This window comes from Methylobacterium sp. 10, assembly GCF_000519085.1.
Classification (GTDB): domain Bacteria; phylum Pseudomonadota; class Alphaproteobacteria; order Rhizobiales; family Beijerinckiaceae; genus Methylobacterium.
On sequence record NZ_KI912577.1, the window covers coordinates 4,679,562 to 4,706,063 of the forward strand.

The 26,502-nt window shown below is 67.9% G+C and carries 24 protein-coding genes and 2 tRNA genes; 13 read left to right on the plus strand and 13 right to left on the minus strand.

Annotated features, from left to right (window positions below; genetic code table 11):
- Positions 1-78 precede the first annotated feature (78 nt).
- Complete coding sequence (locus K368_RS0122085) at positions 79-1,410, plus strand: leucyl aminopeptidase family protein (RefSeq protein ID WP_245259706.1); 1,332 nt, start codon at positions 79-81, stop codon at positions 1,408-1,410.
- 9 nt (positions 1,411-1,419) lie between these two features.
- On the opposite strand, the gene K368_RS0122090 is transcribed toward K368_RS0122085, so the two are convergent.
- Positions 1,420-2,382, minus strand: coding sequence for an EcsC family protein (locus K368_RS0122090; protein WP_027174249.1), 963 nt, complete (start codon positions 2,380-2,382; stop codon positions 1,420-1,422).
- 2 nt (positions 2,383-2,384) lie between these two features.
- Positions 2,385-3,869: an AmpG family muropeptide MFS transporter gene (locus tag K368_RS0122095; RefSeq protein WP_027174250.1), complete on the minus strand. Its 1,485-nt coding sequence runs from the start codon at positions 3,867-3,869 to the stop codon at positions 2,385-2,387.
- Positions 3,870-4,259: 390 nt separating this feature from the next.
- On the opposite strand from K368_RS0122095, the gene K368_RS0122100 reads away from it, so the two are divergent.
- Positions 4,260-5,348: a PAS domain-containing protein gene (locus tag K368_RS0122100; RefSeq protein ID WP_051440142.1), complete on the plus strand. Its 1,089-nt coding sequence runs from the start codon at positions 4,260-4,262 to the stop codon at positions 5,346-5,348.
- Positions 5,345-5,824 carry a response regulator gene (locus K368_RS0122105; protein WP_027174252.1) on the plus strand — a complete coding sequence of 160 codons (480 nt, stop codon included), beginning with the start codon at positions 5,345-5,347 and terminating at the stop codon, positions 5,822-5,824. The genes K368_RS0122100 and K368_RS0122105 overlap by 4 nt, the downstream gene beginning before the upstream one ends.
- Positions 5,825-5,837: 13 nt before the next feature.
- Here K368_RS0122105 and mutS read toward each other — a convergent pair whose 3' ends face one another.
- The gene (mutS, locus tag K368_RS0122110) at positions 5,838-8,591 is read right to left on the minus strand and encodes a DNA mismatch repair protein MutS (protein WP_027174253.1); all 2,754 of its coding nucleotides are present in this window, start codon (positions 8,589-8,591) and stop codon (positions 5,838-5,840) included.
- A 132-nt stretch (positions 8,592-8,723) separates the two neighbouring features.
- Positions 8,724-9,041 carry a hypothetical protein gene (locus K368_RS0122115; RefSeq protein WP_036267269.1) on the minus strand — a complete coding sequence of 106 codons (318 nt, stop codon included), beginning with the start codon at positions 9,039-9,041 and terminating at the stop codon, positions 8,724-8,726.
- Positions 9,042-9,258: 217 nt separating this feature from the next.
- Here K368_RS0122115 and hrpB point away from each other — a divergent pair, with 217 nt between their 5' ends.
- The gene (hrpB, locus tag K368_RS0122120; protein ID WP_027174255.1) at positions 9,259-11,745 is read left to right on the plus strand and encodes an ATP-dependent helicase HrpB; all 2,487 of its coding nucleotides are present in this window, start codon (positions 9,259-9,261) and stop codon (positions 11,743-11,745) included.
- Positions 11,742-12,185 (plus strand): DUF805 domain-containing protein, encoded by a 444-nt coding sequence (locus K368_RS0122125; RefSeq protein WP_027174256.1) that lies wholly within the window; start codon positions 11,742-11,744, stop codon positions 12,183-12,185. The genes hrpB and K368_RS0122125 overlap by 4 nt, the downstream gene beginning before the upstream one ends.
- Positions 12,186-12,192: 7 nt before the next feature.
- Here the strand turns inward: K368_RS0122125 and cmk are convergent, their stop codons facing one another.
- Both cmk and aroA read right to left on the minus strand, forming a co-directional pair.
- On the minus strand, positions 12,193-12,825 hold the full coding sequence (gene cmk, locus K368_RS0122130) for a (d)CMP kinase (protein WP_027174257.1): 633 nt from the start codon (positions 12,823-12,825) through the stop codon (positions 12,193-12,195).
- A gap of 5 nt (positions 12,826-12,830) precedes the next feature.
- Positions 12,831-14,180, minus strand: coding sequence for a 3-phosphoshikimate 1-carboxyvinyltransferase (aroA, locus tag K368_RS0122135; protein WP_027174258.1), 1,350 nt, complete (start codon positions 14,178-14,180; stop codon positions 12,831-12,833).
- Between the two features lie 250 nt (positions 14,181-14,430).
- On the opposite strand from aroA, the gene K368_RS0122140 reads away from it, so the two are divergent.
- The 7 genes from K368_RS0122140 to K368_RS0122160 all read left to right on the plus strand — a co-directional run bounded on the left by K368_RS0122140 (position 14,431) and on the right by K368_RS0122160 (position 18,152).
- Positions 14,431-14,820, plus strand: a complete 390-nt coding sequence (locus tag K368_RS0122140; protein ID WP_027174259.1) for a TIGR02300 family protein — start codon at positions 14,431-14,433, stop codon at positions 14,818-14,820.
- 197 nt (positions 14,821-15,017) lie between these two features.
- Positions 15,018-15,093, plus strand: a tRNA-Ala gene (locus K368_RS0122145).
- A 130-nt stretch (positions 15,094-15,223) separates the two neighbouring features.
- Positions 15,224-15,299 (plus strand) — tRNA-Ala (locus K368_RS0122150).
- 729 nt (positions 15,300-16,028) lie between these two features.
- Entirely contained in the window at positions 16,029-16,301 is a 273-nt protein-coding gene (locus tag K368_RS25335) for a hypothetical protein (protein WP_155935282.1), read from the plus strand.
- A 21-nt stretch (positions 16,302-16,322) separates the two neighbouring features.
- Positions 16,323-16,832: a hypothetical protein gene (locus K368_RS25705; RefSeq protein WP_155935284.1), complete on the plus strand. Its 510-nt coding sequence runs from the start codon at positions 16,323-16,325 to the stop codon at positions 16,830-16,832.
- Between the two features lie 24 nt (positions 16,833-16,856).
- Positions 16,857-17,264 carry a hypothetical protein gene (locus tag K368_RS25710; protein WP_051439967.1) on the plus strand — a complete coding sequence of 136 codons (408 nt, stop codon included), beginning with the start codon at positions 16,857-16,859 and terminating at the stop codon, positions 17,262-17,264.
- A 321-nt stretch (positions 17,265-17,585) separates the two neighbouring features.
- Complete coding sequence (locus K368_RS0122160; RefSeq protein ID WP_027174260.1) at positions 17,586-18,152, plus strand: hypothetical protein; 567 nt, start codon at positions 17,586-17,588, stop codon at positions 18,150-18,152.
- Positions 18,153-18,161: 9 nt separating this feature from the next.
- Here K368_RS0122160 and rfbA read toward each other — a convergent pair whose 3' ends face one another.
- The 4 genes from rfbA to rfbC form a co-directional block, all read right to left on the minus strand.
- Positions 18,162-19,052 carry a glucose-1-phosphate thymidylyltransferase RfbA gene (gene rfbA / locus K368_RS0122165; RefSeq protein WP_027174261.1) on the minus strand — a complete coding sequence of 297 codons (891 nt, stop codon included), beginning with the start codon at positions 19,050-19,052 and terminating at the stop codon, positions 18,162-18,164.
- Positions 19,049-19,957, minus strand: coding sequence for a dTDP-4-dehydrorhamnose reductase (rfbD, locus tag K368_RS0122170; protein ID WP_027174262.1), 909 nt, complete (start codon positions 19,955-19,957; stop codon positions 19,049-19,051). The genes rfbA and rfbD overlap by 4 nt, the downstream gene beginning before the upstream one ends.
- Position 19,958: 1 nt before the next feature.
- Positions 19,959-21,023, minus strand: a complete 1,065-nt coding sequence (gene rfbB, locus K368_RS0122175; RefSeq protein ID WP_027174263.1) for a dTDP-glucose 4,6-dehydratase — start codon at positions 21,021-21,023, stop codon at positions 19,959-19,961.
- A gap of 177 nt (positions 21,024-21,200) precedes the next feature.
- Complete coding sequence (gene rfbC / locus K368_RS0122180; protein ID WP_027174264.1) at positions 21,201-21,752, minus strand: dTDP-4-dehydrorhamnose 3,5-epimerase; 552 nt, start codon at positions 21,750-21,752, stop codon at positions 21,201-21,203.
- Positions 21,753-21,957: 205 nt separating this feature from the next.
- On the opposite strand from rfbC, the gene K368_RS0122185 reads away from it, so the two are divergent.
- Positions 21,958-22,368, plus strand: coding sequence for a DUF2147 domain-containing protein (locus K368_RS0122185; protein ID WP_027174265.1), 411 nt, complete (start codon positions 21,958-21,960; stop codon positions 22,366-22,368).
- Here K368_RS0122185 and alaS read toward each other — a convergent pair.
- The 3 genes from alaS to recA form a co-directional block, all read right to left on the minus strand.
- Entirely contained in the window at positions 22,361-25,039 is a 2,679-nt protein-coding gene (alaS, locus tag K368_RS0122190) for an alanine--tRNA ligase (RefSeq protein WP_027174266.1), read from the minus strand. The genes K368_RS0122185 and alaS overlap by 8 nt on opposite strands.
- A gap of 95 nt (positions 25,040-25,134) precedes the next feature.
- Positions 25,135-25,308: a hypothetical protein gene (locus K368_RS26915; RefSeq protein ID WP_155935286.1), complete on the minus strand. Its 174-nt coding sequence runs from the start codon at positions 25,306-25,308 to the stop codon at positions 25,135-25,137.
- A gap of 20 nt (positions 25,309-25,328) precedes the next feature.
- A complete protein-coding gene (gene recA / locus K368_RS0122200; RefSeq protein ID WP_027174267.1) occupies positions 25,329-26,426 on the minus strand; it encodes a recombinase RecA in 1,098 nt (365 codons plus the stop codon).
- Between the last annotated feature and the right edge of the window lie 76 nt (positions 26,427-26,502).

The window sequence follows — 26,502 nt, forward strand, 5'->3', positions numbered from 1 at the left end:
TCAGCCGGCCGCGCCACGCAATGCCCCCGAGTTCCGACCCTGCCCCATCTCAGCGCCGACGATCCCGCCGCCCTTCCGATCTTCTGCATCCGGAGCGAGGAGTGGAGCAGCTTCGAAGCGGAACTCGGCGCAAGGCACAGGGCCTTCGCCAAAGCGATCGACTTCGTCCCGAAGGCCGGACGGGTAGCGTTGCTTCCCGCCGAGGATGGCAGTGTCGATCGGATCCTGTTCGGCCTCGGGGACGGAGCCGATCCGTTCATGGTGGGCAAGTTGCCCGCGCTGCTGCCCCCCGGAACCTACCGGCTCGAACCCACGCCCGCCCTCGACAGGCAGGCCGCTTCCCTGGCGTGGCTGCTCGGAAGCTATCGCTTCACGCGCTATCGCAAGCCGCCGCCGAAGGGGCCGCTCCTCGTGACCCCGGAGGGTGTCGATGCCACCGAGATCCGCCGGATCTCCGAGGCCGTCGCCCTCGGGCGCGACCTCGTCAATACGCCCTCCAACGATCTCGGCCCCGAGCAGATCGAGGCTGTCGCCCGAAAGCTGGCCGAGAGCTACGGTGCGGTGATCTCCGTCACCGAGGGCGCATCGCTCGCCCGCGACTTCCCCCTCGTCCACGCGGTCGGCGCGGCCTCCCCCCGCGCGCCTCGTCTCGTCGACATGACCTGGGGGGAAGCGAACGCTCCGAAAGTGACTCTCGTCGGCAAAGGCGTCGTCTTCGATACGGGCGGCCTCGACATCAAGCCGTCGAGCGGCATGCTGCTGATGAAGAAGGACATGGGGGGGGCGGCCGCCGCCCTTGCCGCCGCCGCGATGATCATGGGCGCCGGCCTCAACCTGCGCCTGCGCGTCATCGTTCCCACCGTCGAGAACGCCATCGCCGGCAACGCGTTCAGGCCTGGCGACGTGTTCAGGAGCCGCGCGGGGCTGACGGTGGAGATCGGCAATACCGATGCGGAGGGGCGCCTTATCCTGGCCGACGCCCTCGCCCTCGCGGATGAGGAGAAGCCCGATCTCCTGATCGATTTCGCCACCCTCACCGGAGCGGCGCGGGTCGCCCTCGGTCCCGATCTGCCGGCCTTCTTCACCGAGGACGAATCCCTGGCCTCGGCGGTCTTCGATGCGGGACAAGTCTCGGCCGACCCGGTCTGGCGGCTGCCGCTTCACCAGCCCTATGCGAGCCTGCTCGATTCCAAGGTGGCGGACCTCAACAACGTCTCCGGCGGCCCCTTCGCCGGGGCAATCACCGCCGCTCTGTTCCTGCGGCGGTTCGCGCCGGGCACGCGGGCGCATGTGCATTTCGATCTTTATGGCTGGAACCCGTCGACCAAGCCCGGCCGGCCGGAAGGCGGGGAAGTCCAGACCGCCCGCCTCGTCTACGCCCTCCTGAAGGAGCGCTATCCGGCCCGGTAGCGGGATGCTTCACGCCGCAAGCTGCGCCTTTTCCGCGATGTAGGCGACGCGGACGACGTCCTTGCCATAGGTTCGCTCCAGGCGGCGCACGGTGAAATGGGCGCGCGCCATCGCCTGGAAATGGTTCATGAACGCGGTGTTCACGGCCGCTCCCCCGACCGCGCCAAGGATCGGCACGGCCTGCGCTGCGACCTTCTGCGACACGACGAGGCCGAACCGGGCGGCGATCTGCGTGGAGAAGCGGATCAGGGCGGGAGCCGCCTCGTCGAGCAGGGCGCGGTTGCCGGCATAACGCGCCGCTTCCGACATGGTCTTGGCGAGCGCCGCGCGCACCGCGAAATATCCGCTCTCCGTCAGCGCAGTCTCGGCACCGCTGCGTCCGCCGAGCGCGAAGACCTGAACGCAGGCCAGGGCGTTTTCCGGGTCCGACAGGTCTTCGCCCTCCTCCCGCGCGATCTGCGCGATGGAGCGCAGCATCAGCGTGGTCGAGACCGGCAGTTCCACCGGCAGGGTCGCGATGCCGAAGGCGCCGCCCACGGCGCCGGACAGGGCCGCCATCGCCTTGTGTCCGAAATCGCCGGTGGGCAGGAAGCGCGCGAAGCGCTCGCCCGCCGTGGTGGCCACCGGCACGGGGAGGTCGTCGAGCGCCGACGCGTCGGTCGCCCCGGCGGCCGAGGCCGGGACAATGGTCTTCTCGGCCTCCGGCAGGGTCGCGAGGGCCACGCGCAGGGCCGTCCGCATCGCTCCTTCCGTGGCACGCGACACCGCATCGGTCACGGGCGCCGGAAGGCTGCGGCTGATCATCTCGAGGGGAGCCCCCGCCACCGCGGACAGGCGCGCGGCGAGGCCGGGCGTTTCCAGCGTACGGACGGCACGAACGAGGGCCGCGCGGTCGGCATCATTGAGGTCCGAGCCGGCCGACCCTTCGGCCGGGGTGGAACGGGTATCGTCGACGAGGGAAATGTTGCTCACCACTACTGTCTCATCCGTGTTCCGGGCGCCGGCGCGCCGGGCCGATCGCTGGAAGCAAGCGTGAGGCCCGCGGGATGGTTCCCGCTCACGGTCTCGGTGTCGCCCGAGGCGGCGGTCTCGAAGGCGGCGGTCTCGAAGGAGGTGGTCTCGGCGGCCACCCGGCCGGCGCTGCGCTCACCGGCACGCCCGACGAAGAAGCAGAGGATCACCACCGGGATACCCACGGCCGCCGTGAAGGCGAAGAAGACCGGGTAACCGTAGCTGGCCACCATGAAGCCGGACGTGCCTGCCACGAGTTTCCCCGGCAGCGCGTAGAGCGACGAGAACAGCGCGTATTGCGTGGCCGCGAAGCCCGGCGCCGTGAGGCTCGACATGTAGGCGATGAGCGCCATCCCGGCGAAGGATCCGCAAAAATTGTCGATGGAGATCGCGGTGGTCAGGCGCCACACCTCCGGTCCGCCATAGGACAGCCACGAGAAGGAGAGGTTGGAGGCCGCGCCCAGGAACGCGCCGGTGACGAGGGTGGGGAACAGCCCGAGCCGGGTCATCGCCCAGCCGCCGACGAAGGCGCCGGCGATGCCGACCCAGATGCCGTAAAGCTTCGACACCGCGCCGATCTCGGTGAGGGTGAAGCCGATCTGCCGGTAGAGCGGGCTCGCCATCACGCCGGAAATGAAATCCGGCATCCGATAGAAGGCTACGAGGACGAGGATCGCCCATAGGCCCGGGCCGAGGCGGGTATGCAATTCGGTGAGGGGTTCGAGGACCGCGGCACGGAACGACCAGACCTTCGCCGGTGCACCGGCCGGCGGCAGCGGTGCGGCGCTCGGAGCGTCGGACTGCTTCCTGTCGTAGGCGGGCGCCAGGAGCGCGGCAATCATGCCGACGCCCATGAGCCCGGCCATGCTGAAATACGCGACCGACCATCCCGCCCAGTCGGCGATGAACAGGGCGCCCGCACCGGCGCACATGAGCGCCAGCCGGTAGCCGAGGTTCGAGGTCGCCGCCATCACACCCTGGAGATCGGTGCCGGCGGCATCGATGCGCCATCCGTCGATCACGACGTCCTGGGTCGCGGCGCAGATCGCCACCAGGAACGCCCCGAGGCCGAGGAGGACGAGGCTGGTCGCCGGGTTGGCTGTCGCCATGAGCGAGAGCGCGAGGGCGACGGCCACCTGTGTCGCGATCATCCAGGACCGCCGCCGGCCGATACGAACGCTCAGGACGGGAACGTCGAAACGGTCGATGAGCGGCGCCCAGAGGAACTTCAGGGTGTAGGGCAGCGCCAAGTAGCTGAAGAGGCCGATCGCCTTGATGTCCACGTCGGAATAGGCGAGCCGCGTGGAGAAGGTGCCGAGCACGAGGAGCAGCGGCAGGCCGGACGAGAAGCCCAGTGCCAGCATCAGGACGATGCGCGGATCCTCGAAGATATCCCGCAAGGCGAGCTTCCCGCGCACCTTTCCCGATACCGCTGGACTCTGAGCCATTCGTGGAACTCCTGAAGGCTTATGACCCTTTAGGGTCGGCTGCCATGCTCGCCGGACGGTGGTTCGTCCAAGAGGTCGTCACGACGCGGTACGGCCTGTACCGCCTCCCATGACTGGAATGAAGAATGGTCACCAGGAACTTAATGAGTGCACGTAGTTTGTAGGTGGCTATTGGCTCGCAATGAGACATATCCCTTGGTGACGGGTCGACATGACGAGGCAACGACCTCGCGATTTATTTGCCAAGGCGGTCGTTTCGGTCTGTGCCGTCGAAAGGCTGCCATCTCTTGAAAGCGGTGGCGCAAGCGTGATGTCAGGATGATGGGCAGCAACAACGACCAGGTTCCGGCAGAACTGCGGCCGGCGGGAGACGCCGCCTTGGATTCCAGGATGTTCGCCATGGCTTTCGACGCCAGTCCAACGCCCATGGTGGTGACCGACCCCCGTGTCGCCGACAACCCCATCGTCTGGGTCAACGACGCTTTTCTCAACCTCACCGGTTACGGACGGGCGGAACTGCAGGGTCGCAACTGTCGCCTGCTCCAGGGACCGGATAGCGACCGGCGGGCGATCGACGCCATTCGCGATGCCTTGCGCCGGCAGATCCCCGTAGAGGTCGAGCTGTGCAATTACCGCAAGGACGGCTCCAGTTTCTGGAACGCCATGACGATTTCGCCGGTCCGCAACGACGCGGGCGAACTGGTCTACTACTACGCCGCCCAGGCCGACATGACCGGGAAACACGCTCTCGAACTCGCCCTGCAGGGGACGAACGACGAGCTCGAACGGCAGGTGCACGAACAGACCGCCGACCTGCGGGCCGCCCTGGAGGAAAAGACCGCCCTGCTCCACGAGGTCGACCACCGGGTGAAGAACAACCTGCAGGTCATCTCCTCCCTGGTTCTCCTCAAGGCACGGCGAACCCCCCAGGGCGAGGCGCGGGATGCCCTTCAGGGGATGGCCGAGCGCATCGGCGCGCTCTCCATGGTGCATCGCATGCTCTATTCGGCCGGGGACGTGACCCGCTTCAACCTTGGCGAATTCGCCGACGATTTCATGTCCGACCTCACCGCCGGCATCGATCCGGCGCGCACGGCGATCACCGCCGAGATCGACCCGATTTCCCTGCCGGCCGCCATCGCGGCGCCCCTCGCCCTGATGTTGCACGAACTTGCCACCAACGCCGTGCGCCACGCCTTCCCGGACGATCGCGAAGGACGTGTGAGCATTTCCGCCCGGCGGTGCGAGACCGGCCTGCGCCTTCTGATCGAAGATGACGGAATCGGACGGAAGGCCGCGGCGCCGAACCCCGCCGGCTTCGGATGTTCTTTGGTGGAGATGGTGGTGAAGCAATTGCGTGGGGTCATCACCTGGCACGAGCCCGGCCTGGGCACGCGCGTCGAGATCGTCATTCCGCTGCACTCGGAGAGCCCGAGCACGTCCGCGCCGGGCGAAGCCGCGCCAGGGCAGGCAGGGTGAGCGGCGGAGACGGACTTCGCATCCTCGTCGTCGAGGACGAGGCGCTCATTGCCCTCGAACTCCAGTGTCTTTTGGAAGATCTCGGCTACGTCATCGCCGGCGTGGCGGGAAGCTCGGCCGAGGCGATCGAACTGGGGCGGGAGACCTCCCCCGACATCGCCCTGGTGGACATTCACCTCATCGACGGTCCGACCGGGATCGAGGTGGCGAGGATGCTGAGCCTCGACCCGCGCACCAGCGTCGTCTTCATGACCGCCAACGACAAGCGCATTCCTGCGGATTTCGCCGGAGCGCTGGGCGTCATCGCCAAGCCCTATTCGGAACGCGCGGTGGCCGGCGCATTGCGCTACGTGGCGGCGATCCGGGCCGGCGGGCAAGCCGACGCCAACGAATCGGACGGGTTCAGGCCGGCATCGCAGGGCGTATCGGAGGATGACCTCTGGTCGCAGAAACCCTGGATCGGGCCGAGGCCCTGACGCCTCCCGTCCCTCAACTCAGGCCGCCACGCGCTGCTTTCTTGAGGCGATAGAGCACCTCCAGCGCCTCGCGCGGCGTCAGGGCGTCGGGATCGATCCCGTCAAGCTCCTGGCGCAGGGGATCTTCCACAGACGGAGCCTGGACCTCCGGCAGGGGCGGCGGTGCGAGGCTGGCGAAGAGCGGCAGGTCGTCGATGCGAGGACGGGTCGGGCGGTCGCGCTCGGCCTTCTCCAGGTTCTTCAGGATCGAGCCGGCCCGGGCGATGACCCCGGCGGGCAGGCCCGCGAGGCGAGCGACCTGAAGGCCGTAGGACCGCTCGGCGACTCCCGGCACGACCTCGTGCAGGAACACGACCTCGCCCTTGTGCTCGGCGACCTTCAGCGTCGCGTTGTCGAGCCGCGTGAGCCGCTGGCTGAGGGCGGTGAGCTCGTGGAAATGGGTGGCGAACAGCGCGCGGCACCCGTTCTGCTCATGGAGGTATTCGAGGCAGGCCCAGGCAATGGAGAGGCCGTCGAAGGTCGCCGTTCCCCGTCCGATCTCGTCGAGGATGACGAGAGAATGCCGGCTCGCCTGGTTCAGGATCGCGGCCGTCTCCACCATCTCGACCATGAAGGTAGATTGCCCGCGCGCGAGGTCGTCGGCGGCGCCGACCCGCGAGAACAGGCGGTCCACGACGCCGAGATGAACGCGCGTCGCCGGCACGAAGGCGCCCATCTGGGCGAGGACGGCGATGAGGGCGTTCTGGCGCAGGAAGGTGGACTTGCCACCCATGTTCGGCCCGGTGATGAGGCGGATGCGCCCGCGCCCTTCGCCGGACAGGTCGCAGTCGTTGGCGATGAATGGCTCGCCCGAACGGCGCAGGGCCAATTCCACCACCGGGTGACGGCCGCCCTCGACCACGAAACTGAAACTGTCGTCGACGAAGGGCCGACGCCAATCCCGTTCCACCGCCAGTTCGGCGTGGGAGGCGGCGACGTCGAGGCAGGCCAGGGCGTCGGCGATGGCGGCGATGGTCTCGGCCTGCGCCATGATCCGCGCCGCCAGCGTGTCGAAAACTTCGGTTTCGAGGGCGAGGGCGCGTTCGGCCGCCCCCGAGATGCGGCTCTCCAGCCCGTTCAGTTCCACGCTCGAGAACCGCATGGCGTCGATCATGGTCTGACGATGGATGAACGTCTCGCGCAGGGCGCCCTTGAGGCAGGTCTCGCCCACCGCCTGCGGCACCTCGATGTAATAGCCGAGCATGTTGTTGTGCTTGATCCGCAGGGTGCGGCAGCCGGTCTCCTCGGCATAGCGCGCCTGCAGCCCGGCGATGACCTTGCGCGAATCCTGGCCGAGAAGGCGCGCCTCGTCGATCTCGCCGTCATAGCCGGCGCGGACGAAGCCGCCGTCGCGGCGGTTCAGGGGAAGGTCGTCGGCGAGCGCCGCGCGCAGATGCTCGACGAGGTCGGCATCCACCGTGCCGAGGCGCTGGACGAGGCCGGCGAGGTCCTCCGGCAAGGCCGCGAGCTGCCCGCAGCGCTGGGAGATCGCCAGGGCCGCGTCGAGGCCGTCGCGCAGGGCCGCCAGATCGCGCGGGCCGCCGCGCCCGAGGCCGAGCCGCGACAGGGCGCGGGCAATGTCGGGCGCCCGTGCCAGGGCGTCGCGCAGGCTCCGGCGAAGAGCACCGTCCTCGACCAGAAACGACACCGCCTCGTGGCGGCGCGTGATCGCCGACAGGTCGGTGAGGGGGCCGGCGAGATGCTCGGCGAGGAGGCGTGCGCCGATGGCCGACACCGTGCGGTCGATGGCATCGAGCAGGCTGCCGGTGCGTTCGCCCGAAAGGGTTCGGGTGAGTTCGAGGTTGGCGCGGGTCGCCGCATCGATGGCCAGCGTCGCGCCGCTCGTCTCCCGCGTCGGCGGCGATAGAGCGGGCCGCGCCCCGATCTGCGTCCGTTCGATATAAAGCAGCGCAGCGCCGGCGGCGGCGAGTTCCGCCCGACCGAACTGCCCGAACCCGTCGAGGGTCGAGACGCCGAACTGTTCCTTGATCCGCCGTTCCGCCGAGGCCGGTTCGAGCTCTGCCTGCGCCAGGGGCGTGACGGGGGCCTTCACGTCGCGCCAGAGGCCGCCGAGCGACGGGTCGGAATGGATCGCTTCCGAGAGCACGATCTCGCGCGGATCGTGGCGGGCGATGGCAGCGCCGAGCTCGCCTTCGGGAACCTCGCTCAGCGAGAACCGGCCGGTGGAGATGTCGACGGCGGCGATGCCGTAGGCGTAGCCGGATTCCGAGAACTTGCGGCGGCCGAGAGCCAGGAGGACGCTGGCCCGCGATGGGTCGAGCAGGCGGTCCTCGGTGATCGTGCCGGGGGTGACGAGGCGGACGACCTCGCGCCTCACCACGGATTTGGGCCCGCGCTTCTTCGCCTCCGCCGGGTCCTCGGTCTGGGCACAGACCGCCACGCGGTGGCCGAGGGCGATGAGACGGCTGAGATAATCGTCAGAGCGCTCCACCGGCACGCCGCACATGGGGATGTCTGCTCCGCCATGCTTGCCGCGCTTGGTCAGGACGATGCCGAGGGCGCGCGATGCGATCTCCGCATCCTCGAAGAACAATTCGTAGAAATCCCCCATCCGGTAGAACAGGAGGCAATCCGTGTTGGCCGCCTTGATCTCGATATACTGCGCCATCATCGGCGTCGCGCCGGCGATGTCGAGGGGCGAGGCGCTCACCGTCTCCTCGGCCGGGACGCTGGTCTTCGGGCTGGAGCGGGCGGCGCGTTGGGACATGCGCCATCATAGCAGAGGCCGCCGGACCGGATCAGCGTCCCTGCCAGCATCATCTGGGGAGAACCGTCACGCGACGAAAAAAGGCCGATGCGTCTCCGCACCGGCCCTTCTGACGATCAAGCTGCTAATGTCTTAGTAGCGCGGGCCGCCCGACGTGGTGCCCTTGCGCTGCATGTAGCCCGGCTGCTGCGGGTTGCGGGAGTTCGGATCGCCGTGGCTGTAGGCGGCGGGGGCGCGGTGACGACGCACGCCGTGACGGTGATGGTGGTGGCGATGGCGCATGCCACGGCTGGCGTAGCCCGGGTGATGGCCGCGGGTGACCACCTCGGTGGTGAGCGCTTCGCCGGCGATCACGGGAGCGGCCGGCATGGCCGGGGCGGCGGAGGCGGCGCCGAGGCCGAGGGCGCTGAAAAAGGTTCCTGCCGCCAGGGCAAGTGCAATTTTGGTCATCGAGTAGTCCATCCGTTCGGATCGCGCCGCGCGCGTCGAGGCAACAAGTCGTTTGCCCGGACTCCGTTCCCATTCTTTTCGACGCACGATTACGCAGCGAAAAGCTGCCGAACGCATGATGATCATGGGATGATTTTCGCATCGCGCACGTGATCCGCGCCGGCGCGGCGAAACGGGGTTGCGCATCCTCCCGCTTGCCCGCACCACCACATCCGCGATGGCGACAAACCCCTCCCCCTCCGCTGCCCTGCCGATCGACGCGGCCCTGCCGGGCCTTCTCGCGGCCCTCGAAGCCGGCCCATCGGCGGTGCTCGTGGCGCCCCCCGGCGCCGGCAAGACCACCCGCGTCCCGCTGGCGCTCCTCGACGCGCCGTGGCTGGGCGCGAATGGCCGGATCATCCTCCTCGAACCACGGCGCCTGGCTGCCCGCGGCGCGGCCGAGCGCATGGCCGCCACCCTGGGAGAGCGCGTGGGAGAGACCGTGGGGCTGCGCGTCCGCCTCGGTTCGAAGATTTCGCGGGCGACGCGGATCGAGGTCGTCACCGAGGGGGTCTTCACCCGCATGATCCTGGACGATCCGGAACTGTCCGGCATCGGCGCGGTGATCTTCGACGAGTTCCACGAACGGTCCCTCGACGCCGATCTCGGGCTCGCCCTCGCTCTCGATGCGCAGTCCGGCCTGCGCGACGACCTGCGCATTCTCGTCATGTCCGCCACCCTGGACGGGGCGAGGGTCTCGCGCCTGATGGGCGACGCGCGCATCGTCGAATCCGAAGGCCGGGCCTATCCGGTGGAGACGCGCCACACGGAGCGCGATCCCAACCGGCGGATGGAGGATGCGATGGCCGACGCCATCCTGCGCGCCCTGCGGGCCGATCCCGGTTCCGTCCTCGCCTTCCTGCCCGGACAGGGCGAGATCCGCCGGGTGGCGACGCTCCTCTCCGAACGGGTCGACGAGAACACCGAGATCGCGCCCCTCTACGGCGCGCTTCCCCCGGCCGAGCAGGACCGAGCCGTGGCGCCCGCCCCGCCCGGAACCCGAAAAGTCGTGCTGGCGACCAGCATCGCCGAGACCTCGCTCACCATCGAGGGCGTCCGGATCGTGGTCGATTCCGGCCTGTCCCGCGTGCCGCTCTACGAGCCGGGCATCGGCCTGACCCGTCTCGTCACCGCCCGCGCCTCACGTGCTTCGGTGGATCAGCGGCGCGGCCGCGCTGGGCGGACCGAGCCGGGCATCTGCCACCGCCTCTGGTCGGAGGCGGCGACCAGCGCCCTCGAACCCTTCACCCGGCCGGAAATCCTGGCCGCCGACCTTTCCGGCCTGCTCCTCGACTGCGCCGCCTGGGGCGTCTCCGATCCTACGACCCTCTCGTTTCTCGATACCCCGCCCGCCCCCGCCCTGGCGGAGGCGCGGTCGATGTTGCGCGACCTCGCCGCCCTCGATGCCGACGGTCGCCTCACCGGGACGGGACGCGCCTTGCGCGCCATCCCCCTCCCCCCGCGCCTCGCGCGTATGGTGGTCGCGGCGGCCGGGTTGGGACGGGCGCGGGAAGCGGCCGACCTCGCCGCGATCCTGGTGGAGCGCGGTCTCGGCGGCGACGATGCTGACCTCTCCGTCCGCGCCGATCGGTTCGCGCGCGACCGCGGAACCCGCGCCTCCGACATGCGGCGCCTGGCGCGCGGCTGGGCCGAGCAGGCGGGTGGATTCGCGGGCGCGGGGGCGACGGCCGATGTTTCCGGGGCCGGGGCGCTCCTCGCCCTCGCCTATCCCGACCGCGTCGCCCGCGCGCGGGGGCGGGACGGCGAGTTCGTCATGGCGAATGGCCGCGCCGGGCGCGTGGACCCGGCGTCGGCGCTCGCCCGCGAACCCTTCCTCGTGGTGGCCGACATCGCCGGCGCTGCGGCCTCCGGGCGCATCCTCGCCGCCGCCGCGATCACCCTGGACGAGATCGAGGCCGCGTTCGCGGAACGGATCGAATCCGTCACCCAGATCAGTTTCGACAAGGGCTCCCGGTCCCTGCGCGCGCGTGCGTCCCGCCGCCTCGGCGCCGCGACCCTTGGCGAGCGGATCCTGCCGGTGCCGACGGATGCGTCATCGGCCGTCATCCTGGCGCGGGGTATCGCCGGGCTCGGCCTCGACAGCCTGCCCTGGACACCGGCCCTCGCCCAATGGCGGTCCCGCCTGAGCTTCCTCCGCGCGGCCGAGGGCGAAACCTGGCCGGACCTCTCCGACGCGGCGTTGAGCGCATCGGTGGAGGACTGGCTCGCGCCGGAAATCGTGGGACGCACGAGTCTGGACGCCGTCACCGCCGACGACCTCGGCCGCGCGCTCGGCGCGCTCCTCCCCTGGGAGATGCGTCACCGCCTCGACGCGGAGGCGCCGACCCATGTGGAGGTGCCGACAGGCTCGCGCATTCCCATCGACTACGATGCCGAGGGCGGGCCGGTCCTGGCCGTCCGGGTGCAGGAACTGTTCGGCCTCGACCGGCATCCCGCCATCGCCGGCGGACGCGTGCCCCTAATCCTCCACCTCCTGTCACCGGCCTCGCGGCCGATCCAGATCACGAAGGATCTGCCCGGCTTCTGGCGGGGCTCGTGGAGTGCCGTGCGTTCCGAGATGCGCGGGCGCTACCCGCGCCATCCCTGGCCGGACGATCCGCTGACCGAGCCGCCCACGCGGCGCGTGAAGCCGAGGGGGACATGATGGACAGGCTCGCCTCGCTCGCGGCGCTCTTCGATCCGCGAGGCCGACTGTCCCGCCGGAGCTATCACCGCCGGTTGATCGTGATGCTGCTGCTCTTCGTCGTATTCGGCAGCGTCGCCATCCTGACAGCGTCGCTGGATGCCCGGTTCGCGGGCCTCGCCATCGTCGGGGTGACCTTCGCCGGGACGGCTGCATTCCTCGTCGTGGCGACGATCCGCCGCCTGCACGACCGGGGCCGGACGGGGTGGTGGATTCTTCCCGACGTGGTCGTCACCCTCGCGGGCTTCGCGCCGATCGAGACGTTCGCCGACGCCTATCCGTTGCCCGTGATCGCCGCCACGCTGGCGATGACCGGGTTCAATTTATGGTTCTTCGTCGAGACCGTCTGCCGGCGGGGTACGCCCGGCCCGAACCGCTACGGGCCCGAGCCGAAGCGGTAGGCGGAAGTCAGTGGACGCGCGCCCGGTCCACCACCGCGCGCGCCGCCTCGAAGGCCTCGTCCGCATCGAGGTCGGTGGTATCGAGGAGAACGGCGTCGGCGGCGGCCTTGAGGGGGGCCGTCGAGCGTTGCGCGTCCCGTGCATCGCGGGCGACGATGTCGGCCAGGATCGCCCCGAGGCTCGCCGGCTCGCCGCGCCGCAGGAGTTCGAGATGCCGACGCCGGGCGCGTTCCTCGGCGGCGGCGGTGATGAACAGCTTCACCTGGGCCTGCGGGCAGACCACCGTGCCGATGTCGCGGCCATCGAGGACGGCGCCGCTGGCGCCGCCGGCAAAGCGCTGCTGCCAGGCGAGGAGGGCCGCGCGCACGGCCGGGATCGACGAGATGCGGGAGGCCGCGTCACCCATCGCCCGCTCGCGCAGCCTCGGGTCGGCCAGCCGGTCGGCGATCAGCGTCGCGGCGGCCCGAGCGGCGGCGGCGTGATCGTCGAGGTTGCAGCCCGCATCGATCACGGTGAGGGCCACGGCCCGGTAGAGCAGGCCGGTATCGAGATGCGGCAGCCCGTAATGTGTGGCGAGCCGCTTGGCGAGCGTCCCCTTGCCCGAGGCGGCGGGCCCGTCGATCGCGATGACCATCGGCATGGGACCTACTCCGCGATGCGGCCGCCGAGCGCCCGCATCGTCGGCAGGAAGCTCGGGAAACTGGTGGCGATCATGGCGCCGTCATCGACGGTGACTGGCTCGCGGGTGGCGAGGCCCATCACCAGAAAGGCCATCGCGATGCGGTGGTCGAGATGGGTCGCCACGGTGCCGCCGCCGCGCGCGGCGGAGCCATCGCCCTCGACGATGAGGTCGTCCCCCTCGATTCGGTAGATCACGCCGTTCGCGGCCAGGCCGTCGGCCACGGCGGCGAGGCGGTCGGATTCCTTCACCGTCAGTTCGTGTAGCCCGTTCATCCGGGTGACGCCCTCGGCGAAGGCGGCGGCGACGGCAAGGACGGGATATTCGTCGATCATCGAGGGGGCACGCTCGGCCGGCACGTCGACACCCTTGAGGCGGCTGGCGCGGACATGGAGATCGGCCACGGTCTCGCCGCCCTCGTCGCGCTCGTTGCGCCGCTCGATCTCGGCGCCCATTTCCAGCAGCGTCGTGATGAGGCCGATGCGCAGCGGGTTCATCATCACGCCCCGGATCGTCACCTCCGAGCCCGGGACGATGAGGGCCGCCACCAGCGGGAAGGCCGCCGAGGACGGATCTGCCGGCACGATCACGTCGGTGCCGCGCAGGGTGGGCTGGCCGGTGAGGGCGATGCTGCGGCCATGGCCGCCGGGCCCGTGCGGGCTCACTGCCACCTCGGCCCCGAACAGGCGGAGCATTCGCTCGCTATGGTCCCTGGTCGCCGCCGCCTCGATCACCGTCGTGGTCCCCGGCGCGTTGAGGCCGGCGAGGAGCACCGCGGATTTGATCTGCGCCGAGGCGACGGGGGTCTCGTAGGTGATCGGAATGGCTTCCCTCGGGCCGCGAAGGGTGAGCGGCACGCGGCCGCCCTCCTCCTCGCTCAGGACCTGCGTGCCCATGCGGATGAGCGGATCGAGGATGCGGCGCATGGGGCGCTTGCGCAGGGAGGCGTCGCCGTCGAAGGTCGCGGTGACGTCCTGGCCGCCGACCACGCCCATCATCAGGCGCGAGCCGGTGCCGGCATTGCCGAAATCCATCACGCCGGCCGGATCTATCATCCCGCCGATGCCGACGCCGCGCACGACCCAGCGCCCCTCCCCGAGACGATCGATCCCGGCCCCGAGGGCTCTGGCGGCGTCGGCCGTGCGGAGGACGTCGTCGCCTTCGAGCAATCCCTCGATGCGGGTCTCGCCGATGCTCAGGAGGCCGAGGATCATCGCCCGGTGGGAGATCGACTTGTCGCCCGGCGGCCGCAGCGCCCCGCGCAAGGGCGCGCCGGCGGAAGCGGTCAAGGGCTGGGGTTCGGAGTGATGCGACACGGGAATGATGACTTTTCGGCTTCTGGCACAGTCGGGCCGTCGCATCCGACCGTTTGGCCGGCGGCGACGTCATGAGGCCGGTTACCACGCAGGCCGGGCGGCGTCATCCGACCCGTCGCGGCCTCCGCGCGGTTGAATCCGGATGAGATTTGGGGCGAACGCGGTGGATCGCCTGCGCAAGGGCATTTGACAGGACCGTTTCACCCGACTAACGGGGCGCCTCTCCCAAATCCCCATCAGAGGTTCGCCCGTGGCCAGACCGGAACTCGGCTTGAAGCGTCAATGCATGAGCTGCGGCGCGAAATTCTACGATCTCGACAAGGATCCCGCGACCTGCCCGAAATGCGGGACCATCTACCAGGCCGCCGCGACGTCGCGCATCGCCGCTCCCGCCCTCGCTTCCCGCGCCGCGGCCGTACCCGCTGACGACGACGAAGATACCGACGCCGAGAAGGGGGGGCCCGAGATCGTGTCCCTCGACGAGGTCGAGGCCGCGGAGGACGAAGCGGACACCACGACCAGCGACGACGATGCCGATTCGACCGACGCCGACGATACCTTCCTCGAGGAGGAAGATGCCGGCGACGACGACGTGGCCGATCTGATCGACGGCGACATCGAGAACGACGAGGAAAGCTGAGGCGCGTCCTCGGCGGCTGTCTCCCCCCTCGACGACGAGAACCGCAAAATTCTCCGCGGCACAAAATTCTCGGCGGCGAATGCGATTAGGGGGTTGAGTCCGGGCAAGCGCCCGAATATAGAACCGCCTCCGCCGGACGCCGCAAGGCAGGTTGGCGGAACGACCACCACGAGACGTGTCGCGGTGGTCCGAGACGTGGGGCCTTAGCTCAGCTGGGAGAGCGCTTCCATGGCATGGAAGAGGTCATCGGTTCGATCCCGTTAGGCTCCACCATTTCTTTTTATCCGGTGCGCGGATGTCGGCCTGTGGGTCGACCTTCGACGAGTCGGACAAGACCAATCTCGGTGAGGTTCACCGATGATGACGACACTCGCGAGACGGCGTCGCGATTGTCCCGGAATGTGGGGCCTTAGCTCAGCTGGGAGAGCGCTTCCATGGCATGGAAGAGGTCATCGGTTCGATCCCGTTAGGCTCCACCATTCGATTTTCGCGACGACGGCCCGCACGCCGCCAGCCGGTCTGGTACGGGTTTCTCTCGATCCTTCCCGTTTTTGATCGTTACGAAGATGTGGCTGGCTCTCCCTTGGCGTGAGGCTCCACAGACGCGCGGCCGAAGCGTCCGGCTGATTGGGCCATCTTGGTCCGCCCCGCACCTCAGCCGATCGATTCGTGCCGAGCCGTCCTCGCTGACGCCCTCATCCGCGATGACAGAGCCTTCGAACGAAGCGACTTGGCCGCTTGCCCCCATACGATCGCCTGTCGGTGGCGATCCTGGTGACGTTGCGTTCGGAGGGGCGGAGTTCGGCCCCATTCACCCCCGATCGTCTCGTCCGTCGCATCGGCAACCCCATCATCCCGGATCGAGCTGTCCGTCCTTCCTGCAATAAATCATATCTTGAGTCGTAATTTACATTTCATAAATGGTCGGTGATTGTCAATTGATCCATTGAAATACGACATCTTGCTGCCGCTGTTCGATCGAATGACCATTCGGTCTTTCGAGAGACGCGTGGTGCGGCCAGTTTTCTGCAAGGTTGGGTGATGTCGTCGATCCGATATAATTGTGAATCCAATCATAGCGACATCGATAGCACGAAGATTCGGTCTCTGTTTTAGTAAATGAGATATATAAGATCGGATCGAGCATTGGTGCCTTCTTCGCCGAAACTCCCGAAGACTTCAGTTCTCTGCTAGTTTTCGACACATTGATGCGGCTGTCTATTGGCAGGGCGAGTATTTTTGCGGATTTCAGTGATTCGTCCGATGCGTTGGATTTCACCGGGGGTGATCTCGGCGACGTCCTGGTGAGCGCCAGCGGCGATATCCTCAACGGCGGTGGTGGCGACGATGCCCTGGACGGCGGTGATGGCAACGACATCCTGGAAGCCGTCCTGGGCACCAACACCATCGACGGCGGCGCGGGGACCGACACCCTGAGCTACGGCTCGTTCACGGAGGGCTACGAGTATCATAGCGGTTGATTCTTCGGTGTCGGGGTCGACATGGCAGGCGGCACAGGTGTGGATAACCGCGGAACGATTGTTCAGGACAGTTTCAGCAACATTTCCAATCTCCGCCTCACTTCTTTCGAGGATGCCGCAGACGGCGATGCCAACAACAACGTCATCGAGGGCGGCGCGGGAGGCGATCGCCTGACCGGCGGCGGCGGCATCGATACCCCGAGCTATGCCCATTCGACGGCGGGCGTCAGTGTCGGTCTTGTGAACGACCTGGCCGAAGTCGGCGACGCGGTAGGAGACACGTTCAGCGGGTTCGAGAACCTGCTCGGAAGCACCTTCGCCGATGGCCTGATCGGGGATACCGGCAATAACAGCATCAACGGCAATGGCGGCCGCGACTCGCTCAATGAGTTGGGCGGCAACGACCGTCTCGTCATCAGCGAAACGCCCGATTCCTTGGATGGCGGCGAGGGGAACGATTTCCTGTTCTTGATGGGCACCGGCACCGTGAGCCTCGACGACGGCAACTTCACCGGTGTCGAGACCGTCTAAATCCGCAGCGATACGGACCTCGACATGTCCGGGGTGACTACGGGCGCCAGGATCGTGTCTCAAACCTCGTTCGACGTGGGGATCGTCGGGACTTCGGGGGGCGACCGCATCCAGGTCAACAGGAGCAGCAACACGATCGAGGGCGGGGCCGGCAACGAAAAGATCATCGCGAGCGGCCGCGAGAACACGTTCCACTTCGAGGATGGCTTCGGGCGCGATACCGCCTACGGGTTCAGCATCGGCAATGACCACATCACCGTCGACATCGGAGGCGTCGATGCGAGCGACATGGTGCTGCGCGCCCTCAACGGCGGCCGGGACACCATGGTCACCTTCAAGGACGTCGCCACCTCCAACAAGATTATCGTGCACGATGTGGGGATCGTAGACGTGCAGGCGGATCAGAGCGAGTTGTTCGTCTTCGGCGCGTGACGCGGGCGCCCCTGCGCATGGAGCGCCGTTCCCGGTGGCATTGGGAGCCGCGCTCGGTTTAGGGAGCTGGGCGGGAACGGACAATCCGGCCGTCCCTCCCCTCGGTCGATCTCCGCCGTCGGGTGACTTGGCTTCCTCGATCTTGCCAGAACTGCCGTGGAGTGGCGTGAGCGGTCGTGGCCCGGTGGCTCCCCGATCGTTTGAGATCGCATCCGTCTGGACCGGACACCATCTCGTTCCTCGACAGATGGCGGCGGACGTGCGGGGACAGGCGCAGGATGATGGCGTGTGTCGCCCTCGACCGCATGATAGGTCGGAACCATGACCCTTCCCGCCGGACGGCACGCCCTCTCCACCTCCTCCAGCGAAACGGCTGAGGCGCTGATCGAGACCCTGAGCGCGCGGCTCCTCGACGGCGACAGTGCGACATCCGTGCTGGAGCGCTGGTGCGAGGAGCGTCGGCTCGCGTCGAAGGCCCGTCTGGTGGCGGCGCGGGTTCCGTGTCCCGAACGCGGGCCGAGCCCGGAGCAGATCCAGCGGCTCGCCCTGTCCGACGGAGAGGCGGTTCGGTACCGGCACGTGCGCCTGAGCTGCGGAGGCCACGTCCTGTCGCAGGCCGAGAACTGGTACGTCCCGGCTCGCCTGACGACGGAGATGAACTTGCTCCTCGATGTGACCGAGGCTCCCTTCGGCCGGGTGGTCCACACCCTGTTCCCCAAACGGCGAAACCTCCGCCTGCTGAGATTGTGGCCGCGGGATGCGGGTGTTCCCGGCCCGTCGGATCTCGTCTTCGCTATCGAGGCGATCCTCTCGGACCGGTCCGGGCGTCCGATCTGCGAGGTCAGCGAGACCTATACCGGCGCCATCCTCGCAAACGGCGACGCTTAGCTGCTTTCGTCACTCGTCGAGGCGGGATTCCGGGTCGAGCTTCGACAGTTTCAGGAGGTTCTGGCCGTAGGCGGTCTTGGCGAAGAGCTCGCCACGGGCGATCAGCTGCGCCTTGTCGATGAAGCCCTGGAGATAGGCGATCTCCTCCAGGCAGGCGACCTGAAGGCCCTGCCGGTTCTGCAACGTGCGCACGAATTCGCCCGCCTCCAGCAGGCTGTCATGCGTCCCCGTATCGAGCCAGGCATAGCCGCGCGACATGCGCTGCACATGGAGTTCGCCGAGGTCGAGATAGGCTTGGTTGACGGATGTGATTTCCAGCTCGCCGCGGGCCGACGGTTCCACGGCGGCCGCGATGTCGAGCACCCGGTTGTCGTAGAAGTAGAGGCCGGTCACGGCCCAGGGACTTTCCGGCACCGATGGCTTCTCGACGATGCGCAGGGGGCGTGCGTCGCGGTCGAGGGTGACCACGCCGTAAGCTTCCGGGTGGTCCACGTGATAGGCGAAGATCGTCGCGCCACTTTCCCGTTCGCGCGCCTGTTTCAGCATGGCGCTCATGCCCGAGCCAAAGAACAGGTTGTCCCCCAGCACCAGGGCGACGTCGTCCGTGCCAACGAAGTCGCGTCCGATGGTGAAGGCCTGGGCGAGGCCTTCCGGCCGTGGCTGCACCGCGTAGCTGAAGGAGAGGCCGAACTGCTCGCCAGTGCCGAACAGGCGCTCGTAATTGCCGAGATGCTCCGGGCTCGAGATGATCAGGATCTCGCGGATGCCGGCGAGCATCAGCACCGAGACCGGATAATAGATCATTGGCTTGTCGTAGACGGGCAGCAGCTGCTTGTTGATCGACAGGGTCGCCGGGTGGAGGCGCGTGCCGGACCCGCCGGCGAGAACGATGCCCTTCATGACTGTGTCTCTACTGAATGGTGCGCGGGACCGACCAGCCGGTCGAGGATGTCGTCAAGGGCGGCCTGCCAGGGGCGCGGCGTCAGCCCGTAGGCCGTCGTCAGGCTCTCCGTCGACAATTGCGAATTGGCCGGCCGCCGCGCGGGCGTCGGATAGGCGCTCGTGGGGATGCCGTTGACCGGGACGCTCCGCCCGCCGCGTGCGGCCGAGCCGGCGACGATGGCTTGCGCGAAACCGTGCCAGGTGGTCGCGCCCGCATTGACGAAGTGGTGCGTGCCCGTGGGTGCGTCGCTGTCGGCGGAAAGACGCAGGGCGATGTCCGCGAGGGCGGCGGCGAGATCGGCGGCCGAGGTCGGGCAACCGCGCTGGTCGTTCACGACGGTCAGCGCATCCCGTTCGGCTGCGAGCCGCAGCATCGTCTTCACGAAGTTGCCCCGGTGCGGGCTCACGACCCACGCCGTGCGCAGGATTGCGTGGCGCGGATTGGCGGTTCGGACCGCCATCTCCCCGGCGGCCTTGCTGGCGCCGTAGACGCTGGTCGGACGGATCGCCGCGTCGGGCGCGTAGGCGCCCGGTGCGGCGCCGTCGAAGACGTAATCGGTGGAGACGTGAACGAAGGGAATGCCCCGCCGCGCCGTCTCGGCCGCCAGGATGGCGGGGGCCAGGGCGTTGAGGCGCCAGGCCTCCACCACCTCCGACTCGGCCTTGTCCACGGCGGTATAGGCGGCCGCGTTCACCACCGCCCCGATGGTGCGCTCGGAGAAGACCCGTGCCACGGCGCCGGCGTCGGTGATGTCGAGTTCGGCTCGGGTGGGGGCGACGAGGGTCACGCCCGCGCCCCAATGCCGAGAGGCCTGCAGTTCGGTGCCGACCTGGCCCGCCCCGCCGAGGATCAGGATATCCATGTCAAGCCTTCGTGGCAGGTGTACCGAGGCCGAGGCGCTCGCCGGTATAGCGGCCCTCGCGGATCGGGCGCCACCAAGCTTCGTTGTCGAGATACCAGCGCACGGTCTCCTCCAGGGCATCCTCGAAGGATTTGGTGGGGGTCCAGCCGATCTCCCGCTCGGCCTTGCCGGGGTCGATGGCATAGCGCCGGTCGTGGCCCGGCCGGTCGGCGACGAAGGAAATCAGGCGCTCGTGCGGCCCATGCTCCGGCCGTAGCCGGTCGAAGGCGGCGCAGAGGGCCTTCACCACCGCGAGGTTGTTGCGCACCGAGCGGCCGCCCAGGAGATAGGTCTCGCCGAGGCGGCCTCGTTCCAGCACCGCCACGAGGCCGCGTGCGTGGTCTTCCACATGGATCCAGTCGCGTTCGTTAAGGCCGTCGCCGTAGACCGGCAGGGGCCGGCCTTCGAGGGCGTTGAGGATCATCAGCGGGATCAGCTTCTCCGGGAAATGCCGTGGGCCGTAATTGTTCGAGCAGTTCGTCACCAGCACCGGCAAGCCGTAAGTCTCGCCCCAGGCCCGTGCCAGATGGTCGGAGGCGGCCTTGGAGGCCGAATAGGGCGAGCGCGGGTCGTAGCGGCTGTCCTCGGTGAAGAAGCCGTCAGGCGGGAGCGAGCCGTAGACCTCGTCGGTGGAGACGTGGAGGAACCGGAATGCCGCCCTCGCCTCGCCGGTGAGCCCTTCCCAGTACGTTCGGGCGCCGTCGAGCATCACCTGCGTGCCGACGACATTGGTGCGGATGAAGGCGCCGGGATCGGTGATCGAGCGGTCCACATGGCTCTCTGCGGCGAGATGCATGACGGCGTCGGGCCGGAACTCGGCGTAGAGGGCGTGCACGGTGGCGGGATCGCAGATGTCGCCGGTCACGAGACGGTGCCGCGGATCGCCGTCGAGGGGAGCCAGCGAGATCGGGTTGGCCGCATAGGTCAGCGCGTCGAGGGTCGCGACCTCACGGCCTAGATCCCGGACGAGGTGCAGGACCAGCGCCGAGCCGATGAAGCCGCATCCGCCCGTGACCAGGATGCGCAGGGGTTTGGCCATGTTCACAAATCCTCATGGTCACGCATGGGCGGGTCCGTATCCTGCCGCTACCACGTGTTTTCGCTGATGGGGCAGGCAATGGTTCGGAGTGCCGCACAAAGCTCCCGGTCACGGTCGGTTCTCGCTCGGAGCACGATGGAGCAGCGGGAGTTTTGTGAGAGACACTCAGAACACAGCGCCGATATCGGCGAAGGACGGTGCCACGCGATCCTTGTCGGACAGGACGGCCTCGTTCTCGCCCACCGGCCAGGCTATGGCCAGATCGGGATCGTTCCAGGCGAGATTGCGGTCGTGCTCGCGGCTGTAATAGGCCGACACCTTGTAGGCGACCATAGTGTCGGGTTCCAGGGTGCAGAACCCATGGCCGAATCCCACAGGGACGTAGAGTTGTTCGCCCTCGGCGGCGTCGAGCCGGACGGCGACGTGGCGTCCGTAGGTCTCGGATCCGCGCCGCAGGTCGACGGCGACATCGAGGATGGCGCCCGACAGGACGCGCACGAGCTTGGCCTGACCCGCCGGTGGGAGCTGGAAATGCAGGCCGCGAACGGTCCCCTTCTGGGCGGAGAAGGATTGATTATCCTGCACGAAGGCGTCGGCGATCCCGGCCGCAGCCAGGACATCGGCCCGGAAGGTTTCCGAGAACCAGCCCCTGTCGTCGCCGAAGCGATTGGGCACGACCCGCTTCACCGCGGGAATCTGTGTCTCGATCACACGCATCGCGATCCACCCTCCTACATTGGGGGCCTCTAGGCGCGTGCCGGGCCGCCCTGTCAAGGCATACGGTGGCGCAGCTTGCCTGCCTCGACCCTGCGCTTGCCCCTCCCATGCCGGATGGCTAACTCCCGCTTCCCGCAAGGTGGGGCCGCCCCGGCGGCCGCCGGAACCGTTCGAGAGGACGAAAATGAAGATGAAGTTCGGAGCGATGCCGTCGCGATCCGCTGCGGCCGTCATGGCCCTGATCGCGATGACGGGAGGGGTCGTCGCCCAGCAGAGGGCAGACCCGAGCGGGGTCTGGCTCACAGAGAACGGGGATTCGAAAGTCCGGATCGCACGTTGCGGCGGCGGCTATTGCGGCACCCTGGTGAGCGTGCCCGGCAAGGGCCTCGATTCCAAGAACCCCGATGCCTCCCTGCAATCCCGCAGCCTGATCGGCGTCCAGATCATGAACGCGGCGACCCCGTCCGGGGACGGCTACGAGGGCTCTCTCTACAACCCCAACGACGGCAAGACCTATTCCGGCAGTCTCACGGTCAAGGGACCGAACGTGGTCGAAGTGGCGGGCTGCGTCATGAGTGTGTTCTGCAAGCGCCAGACTTGGAAGCGCGTCAACTGACGGAGAGCGCCTGGGCAATGGCGTCGATCGCCGCCTGGGCGCCTGTTCCCTCCGGGCCGCCGGCCTGCGCCATGTCGCGGCGTCCGCCGCCGCCCTTGCCGCCGAGATGCCCTGCCCCGGCGCGGACGAGAGCCACCGCGTCGAAGCGGTCGGTTAGATCCTCGGTGACGCCGACGACGAGGCCGGCCTTGCCGTCCGGCGACACTCCGACCAGGGCGACGATGCCGGAGCCAATGCGGCTCTTGCCGGCATCGGCCAGGCTCTTCAGGTCGCGCATCTCGACGCCCTCGACGATCTTGGCCATGAGCTTGACGCCGCCGACCTCGACGAGGCCGTCGTCGTTCCCCGACGAGCCGCCCATGGCGAGCTTCTTCTTCGCTTCCGACAACTCGCGTTCCAGGCGGCGGCGCTCCTCGATGAGCCCGCTCAGTCGCTCGGGCACGTCGGCGCTCTGGACCTTGAGGAGCCCGGCGATCTGGCCGAGGGTGCGGCTTTCCTCGGCGCGGTGACGGCGGGCCGCCCCGGCGGTGAGGGCCTCGATCCGGCGCACGCCGGCACCCACCGCGCTCTCGCCGAGCACCGATATTTGACCGATCTCGCCAGTACGGCTCGCATGGGTGCCGCCGCACAATTCGATGGAGAAGGCCTGAAGGCGCCCCTCCTCCGCGAGTTCCCCCCGATCGTCGACCGGGCATCCCATGGAGACGACGCGAACCTCATCGCCGTATTTCTCGCCGAACAGGGCGCGGGCGCCGGAAGCGACGGCGTCGTCCTGGGCCATCAGCTTCGTCACCACGGGCGTGTTCTGCAGGAGAACCGCGTTGGCGATGTCCTCGACGGCGCGGAGCTCGGCATCGTCCATGGGTTTGGGATGGCTGAAATCGAAGCGCAGGCGCTCGGCCGAGACCAGCGACCCCTTCTGGGCCACATGATCGCCGAGCACCTGGCGCAGGGCCTCGTGCAGCAGGTGGGTGGCCGAATGGTTGGCGCGGATCGCCGACCGGCGGGCGTGATCGACGGTGAGCTCGGCCGCCTGCCCGAGGGTCAGCCGCCCCTCGTCGATGGTGACGTGATGCACGAAGAGATCGCCGAGCTTCTTCTCCGTGGCCGTGACCCGCGCGCTAAGGCCCAACGCGGTCAGGTGGCCGGTATCGCCGACCTGACCACCGGATTCGGCGTAGAATGGTGTCTGGTTGAGGAGCGCGAGGCCGGTCTCCCCGGCCGACAGGCTCTCTACCTCCGCCCCGTCGCGCAGAAGCGCGGTCACGATGCCTTCCGCGCCCTCGGTCTCGTATCCAAGGAACTCGGTGGCGCCGACGCGCTCCTTGATGCCGTACCAGACCGTTTCGGTGGCGGCCTCGCCCGAGCCGGTCCAGGCGGCGCGGGCGGCCTTGCGTTGGCGCTCCATCGCCTGACCGAACGCGTCCGTGTCGACGCCGATGCCGCGGGCCTTCAGGGCGTCCTGGGTCAGGTCGAGGGGGAAGCCGTAGGTGTCGTAGAGGGTGAAGGCGGTCTCGCCGGACAGGTTCTGGCCGGAGACCAGGGTGCGGCTCTCGGTATCGAGGATGGCGAGGCCCCGCTCGAGGGTGCGGCGGAAGCGGGTTTCCTCGAGGCGCAGTGTCTCCGAGATCAGGCTCTCGGCGCGGGTTAGTTCGGGATAGGCTTGCCCCATCTCGCGGATGAGGGTGGGAACCAGACGGAACATCACCGGCTCGCGGGAGCCTAGGAGTTCGAGGTGACGCATGGCGCGGCGCATGATGCGGCGCAGGACGTAGCCCCGGCCCTCGTTCGACGGCAGCACGCCGTCGGCGATGAGGAACGAGACCGAACGCAGGTGATCGGCGATGACGCGGTAGGACGCGACGGTGCCGGGCTCCGGCGGCCGGCCTACCGCGTGGCTCACCGCATCGATGAGGGCCTTGAACAGGTCGGTGTCGTAATTGCTGGTGACGCCCTGGAGGATCGCCGCCATGCGCTCCAGCCCCATGCCGGTGTCGATGGAGGGGCGCGGCAGGGCGAGGCGGTTGCCAGGCTCGATCTGCTCGTACTGCATGAAGACGAGGTTCCAGAATTCCAGGAACCGGTCCCCGTCCTCGTCCGGCGAGCCGGGAGGACCGCCCTGCAGGCCGGGACCCTGATCGATGAAAATCTCCGAGCACGGCCCGCAGGGGCCGGTATCGCCCATCTGCCAGAAATTGTCAGAGGTGCCGATGCGGATGATCCGGTCGTCGCCAAAACCCGCGATCTTCTTCCAAAGGTCGGCCGCCTCCTCGTCATCCGCATAGACGGTGACGAGGAGCCTGTCCTTCGACAGGCCGAACTCCTTCGTGATCAGGCTCCAGGCCAATTCGATTGCCCGCGGCTTGAAATAATCGCCGAAGGAGAAGTTGCCGAGCATCTCGAAGAAGGTGTGGTGGCGCGCAGTATAGCCGACATTGTCAAGGTCGTTGTGCTTGCCGCCGGCGCGTACGCATTTCTGCGCCGTAGTGGCCCGGTTGTAGGGCCGCTTCTCCACACCGGTGAAAACGTTCTTGAACTGCACCATCCCCGCATTGGTGAACATCAATGTCGGGTCGTTGCGCGGCACGAGGGACGACGACGGCACCACGGCGTGGTCCGCCTTGGCGAAATAGTCGAGGAAGGCCGACCGGATCTCGTTGACGCCGCTCATCGTGAAATGACTCTGTCGTGCGCTTTGGGCGGTCGAGACGACGACCCGAGGCTTCTTCGTGGCTTGCGCCCTCATAAGGAGGCCGGACCGTCGAGTCACGCCCGGTCCGCAATGGTGCGTTCCGGTTTCTTCACGGTGCGGCCCACGAACGGCTGGCCGCGCCCACCACCGCGCCTGACGATCGATCGTCGGGCGATCAACGGGCCGGTCCGCACCGGCGAGATGATCCGAACATGAAAGAGGCCGCCGCAGAAGTCTGCGACGGCCAATTCGATAACCTGCGAGGCGATCAGGCCTCGCCTTCGTCCAGATCGTCTTCGGTGGGCTTGGCGGTCTCGAGGATCTTGTCGGCGAGCAGGCCGGAATTCTGCCGGATCGCCGCTTCGATCTTGTTGGCGATGTCCGGGTTGTCGCGCAGGAAGCCCTTCGAGTTCTCACGGCCTTGGCCGAGGCGCTGGCTCGCATAGGAAAACCAGGCGCCGGACTTCTCCACAATCCCAGCCTTCACCCCGAGATCGATGAGTTCGCCGACCTTGGAGACGCCCTCGCCGAACATGATGTCGAACTCGACCTGCTTGAAGGGCGGGGCGACTTTGTTCTTCACCACCTTGACGCGAACTTGGTTTCCGATGGCTTCGTCCCGATCCTTCAGGGTCGAGATGCGGCGGATGTCGAGACGGACCGATGCGTAGAACTTCAGGGCATTGCCGCCCGTGGTCGTTTCCGGGCTGCCATACATGACGCCGATCTTCATTCGTATCTGGTTGATGAAGATCACCATGCACTTGGAGCGCGAGATCGAGCCGGTGAGCTTGCGCAGGGCCTGGCTCATCAGGCGCGCCTGAAGGCCGGGCTGGCTGTCGCCCATCTCGCCCTCGATTTCGGCGCGCGGCGTGAGCGCCGCCACCGAATCGACCACGAGCACGTCGATGGCACCCGAACGGACCAGGGTGTCGGTGATCTCCAGGGCCTGTTCGCCGGTATCGGGCTGCGAGATCAGCAGGTCGTCGAGCTGTACGCCGAGCTTGCGCGCATAGACCGGATCGAGGGCGTGTTCCGCATCCACGAAGGCGCAGACGCCGCCCTTCTTCTGGGCTTCGGCAATAGTATGCAGGGCAAGGGTGGTCTTGCCCGAAGATTCGGGGCCGTAGATCTCGATCACCCGGCCACGCGGCAGGCCGCCGACGCCCAGCGCGATATCGAGGCCGAGCGACCCGGTGGAGATGGTCTCGACCTCCGCCACCTTGTCGTTCTTGCCGAGCCGCATGATCGAGCCCTTGCCGAAGGCACGCTCGATCTGGGACAGCGCGGCATCGATCGCCTTCGCCTTGTCCTTGTCCTTGTCCACCATCGGGGATTCCACAACTTTCAGCGCGGGCTGGGCCATTCGTCGGCATCCTTATGCATGGGGAGAGCTCAAGGCTCAATGCGCCTCGGATGCGATTGATGTACTTGTTTTGTTC

What these genes read in the sequence shown, in the direction of transcription:
- K368_RS0122095 (WP_027174250.1), bottom strand. Translation starts at nt 3,869, where the DNA reads ATGGCTCAGAGTCCAGCGGTATCGGGAAAGGTGCGCGGGAAGCTCGCC.
- K368_RS0122100 (WP_051440142.1), top strand. Translation starts at nt 4,260, where the DNA reads ATGTTCGCCATGGCTTTCGACGCCAGTCCAACGCCCATGGTGGTGACC.
- mutS (WP_027174253.1), bottom strand. Translation starts at nt 8,591, where the DNA reads ATGTCCCAACGCGCCGCCCGCTCCAGCCCGAAGACCAGCGTCCCGGCC.
- K368_RS0122115 (WP_036267269.1), bottom strand. Translation starts at nt 9,041, where the DNA reads ATGACCAAAATTGCACTTGCCCTGGCGGCAGGAACCTTTTTCAGCGCC.
- hrpB (WP_027174255.1), top strand. Translation starts at nt 9,259, where the DNA reads ATGGCGACAAACCCCTCCCCCTCCGCTGCCCTGCCGATCGACGCGGCC.
- K368_RS0122125 (WP_027174256.1), top strand. Translation starts at nt 11,742, where the DNA reads ATGATGGACAGGCTCGCCTCGCTCGCGGCGCTCTTCGATCCGCGAGGC.
- cmk (WP_027174257.1), bottom strand. Translation starts at nt 12,825, where the DNA reads ATGCCGATGGTCATCGCGATCGACGGGCCCGCCGCCTCGGGCAAGGGG.
- K368_RS25335 (WP_155935282.1), top strand. Translation starts at nt 16,029, where the DNA reads ATGCGGCTGTCTATTGGCAGGGCGAGTATTTTTGCGGATTTCAGTGAT.
- K368_RS25705 (WP_155935284.1), top strand. Translation starts at nt 16,323, where the DNA reads ATGGCAGGCGGCACAGGTGTGGATAACCGCGGAACGATTGTTCAGGAC.
- K368_RS25710 (WP_051439967.1), top strand. Translation starts at nt 16,857, where the DNA reads ATGTCCGGGGTGACTACGGGCGCCAGGATCGTGTCTCAAACCTCGTTC.
- K368_RS0122160 (WP_027174260.1), top strand. Translation starts at nt 17,586, where the DNA reads ATGACCCTTCCCGCCGGACGGCACGCCCTCTCCACCTCCTCCAGCGAA.
- rfbA (WP_027174261.1), bottom strand. Translation starts at nt 19,052, where the DNA reads ATGAAGGGCATCGTTCTCGCCGGCGGGTCCGGCACGCGCCTCCACCCG.
- rfbD (WP_027174262.1), bottom strand. Translation starts at nt 19,957, where the DNA reads ATGGATATCCTGATCCTCGGCGGGGCGGGCCAGGTCGGCACCGAACTG.
- rfbC (WP_027174264.1), bottom strand. Translation starts at nt 21,752, where the DNA reads ATGCGTGTGATCGAGACACAGATTCCCGCGGTGAAGCGGGTCGTGCCC.
- K368_RS0122185 (WP_027174265.1), top strand. Translation starts at nt 21,958, where the DNA reads ATGCCGTCGCGATCCGCTGCGGCCGTCATGGCCCTGATCGCGATGACG.
- alaS (WP_027174266.1), bottom strand. Translation starts at nt 25,039, where the DNA reads ATGAGCGGCGTCAACGAGATCCGGTCGGCCTTCCTCGACTATTTCGCC.
- recA (WP_027174267.1), bottom strand. Translation starts at nt 26,426, where the DNA reads ATGGCCCAGCCCGCGCTGAAAGTTGTGGAATCCCCGATGGTGGACAAG.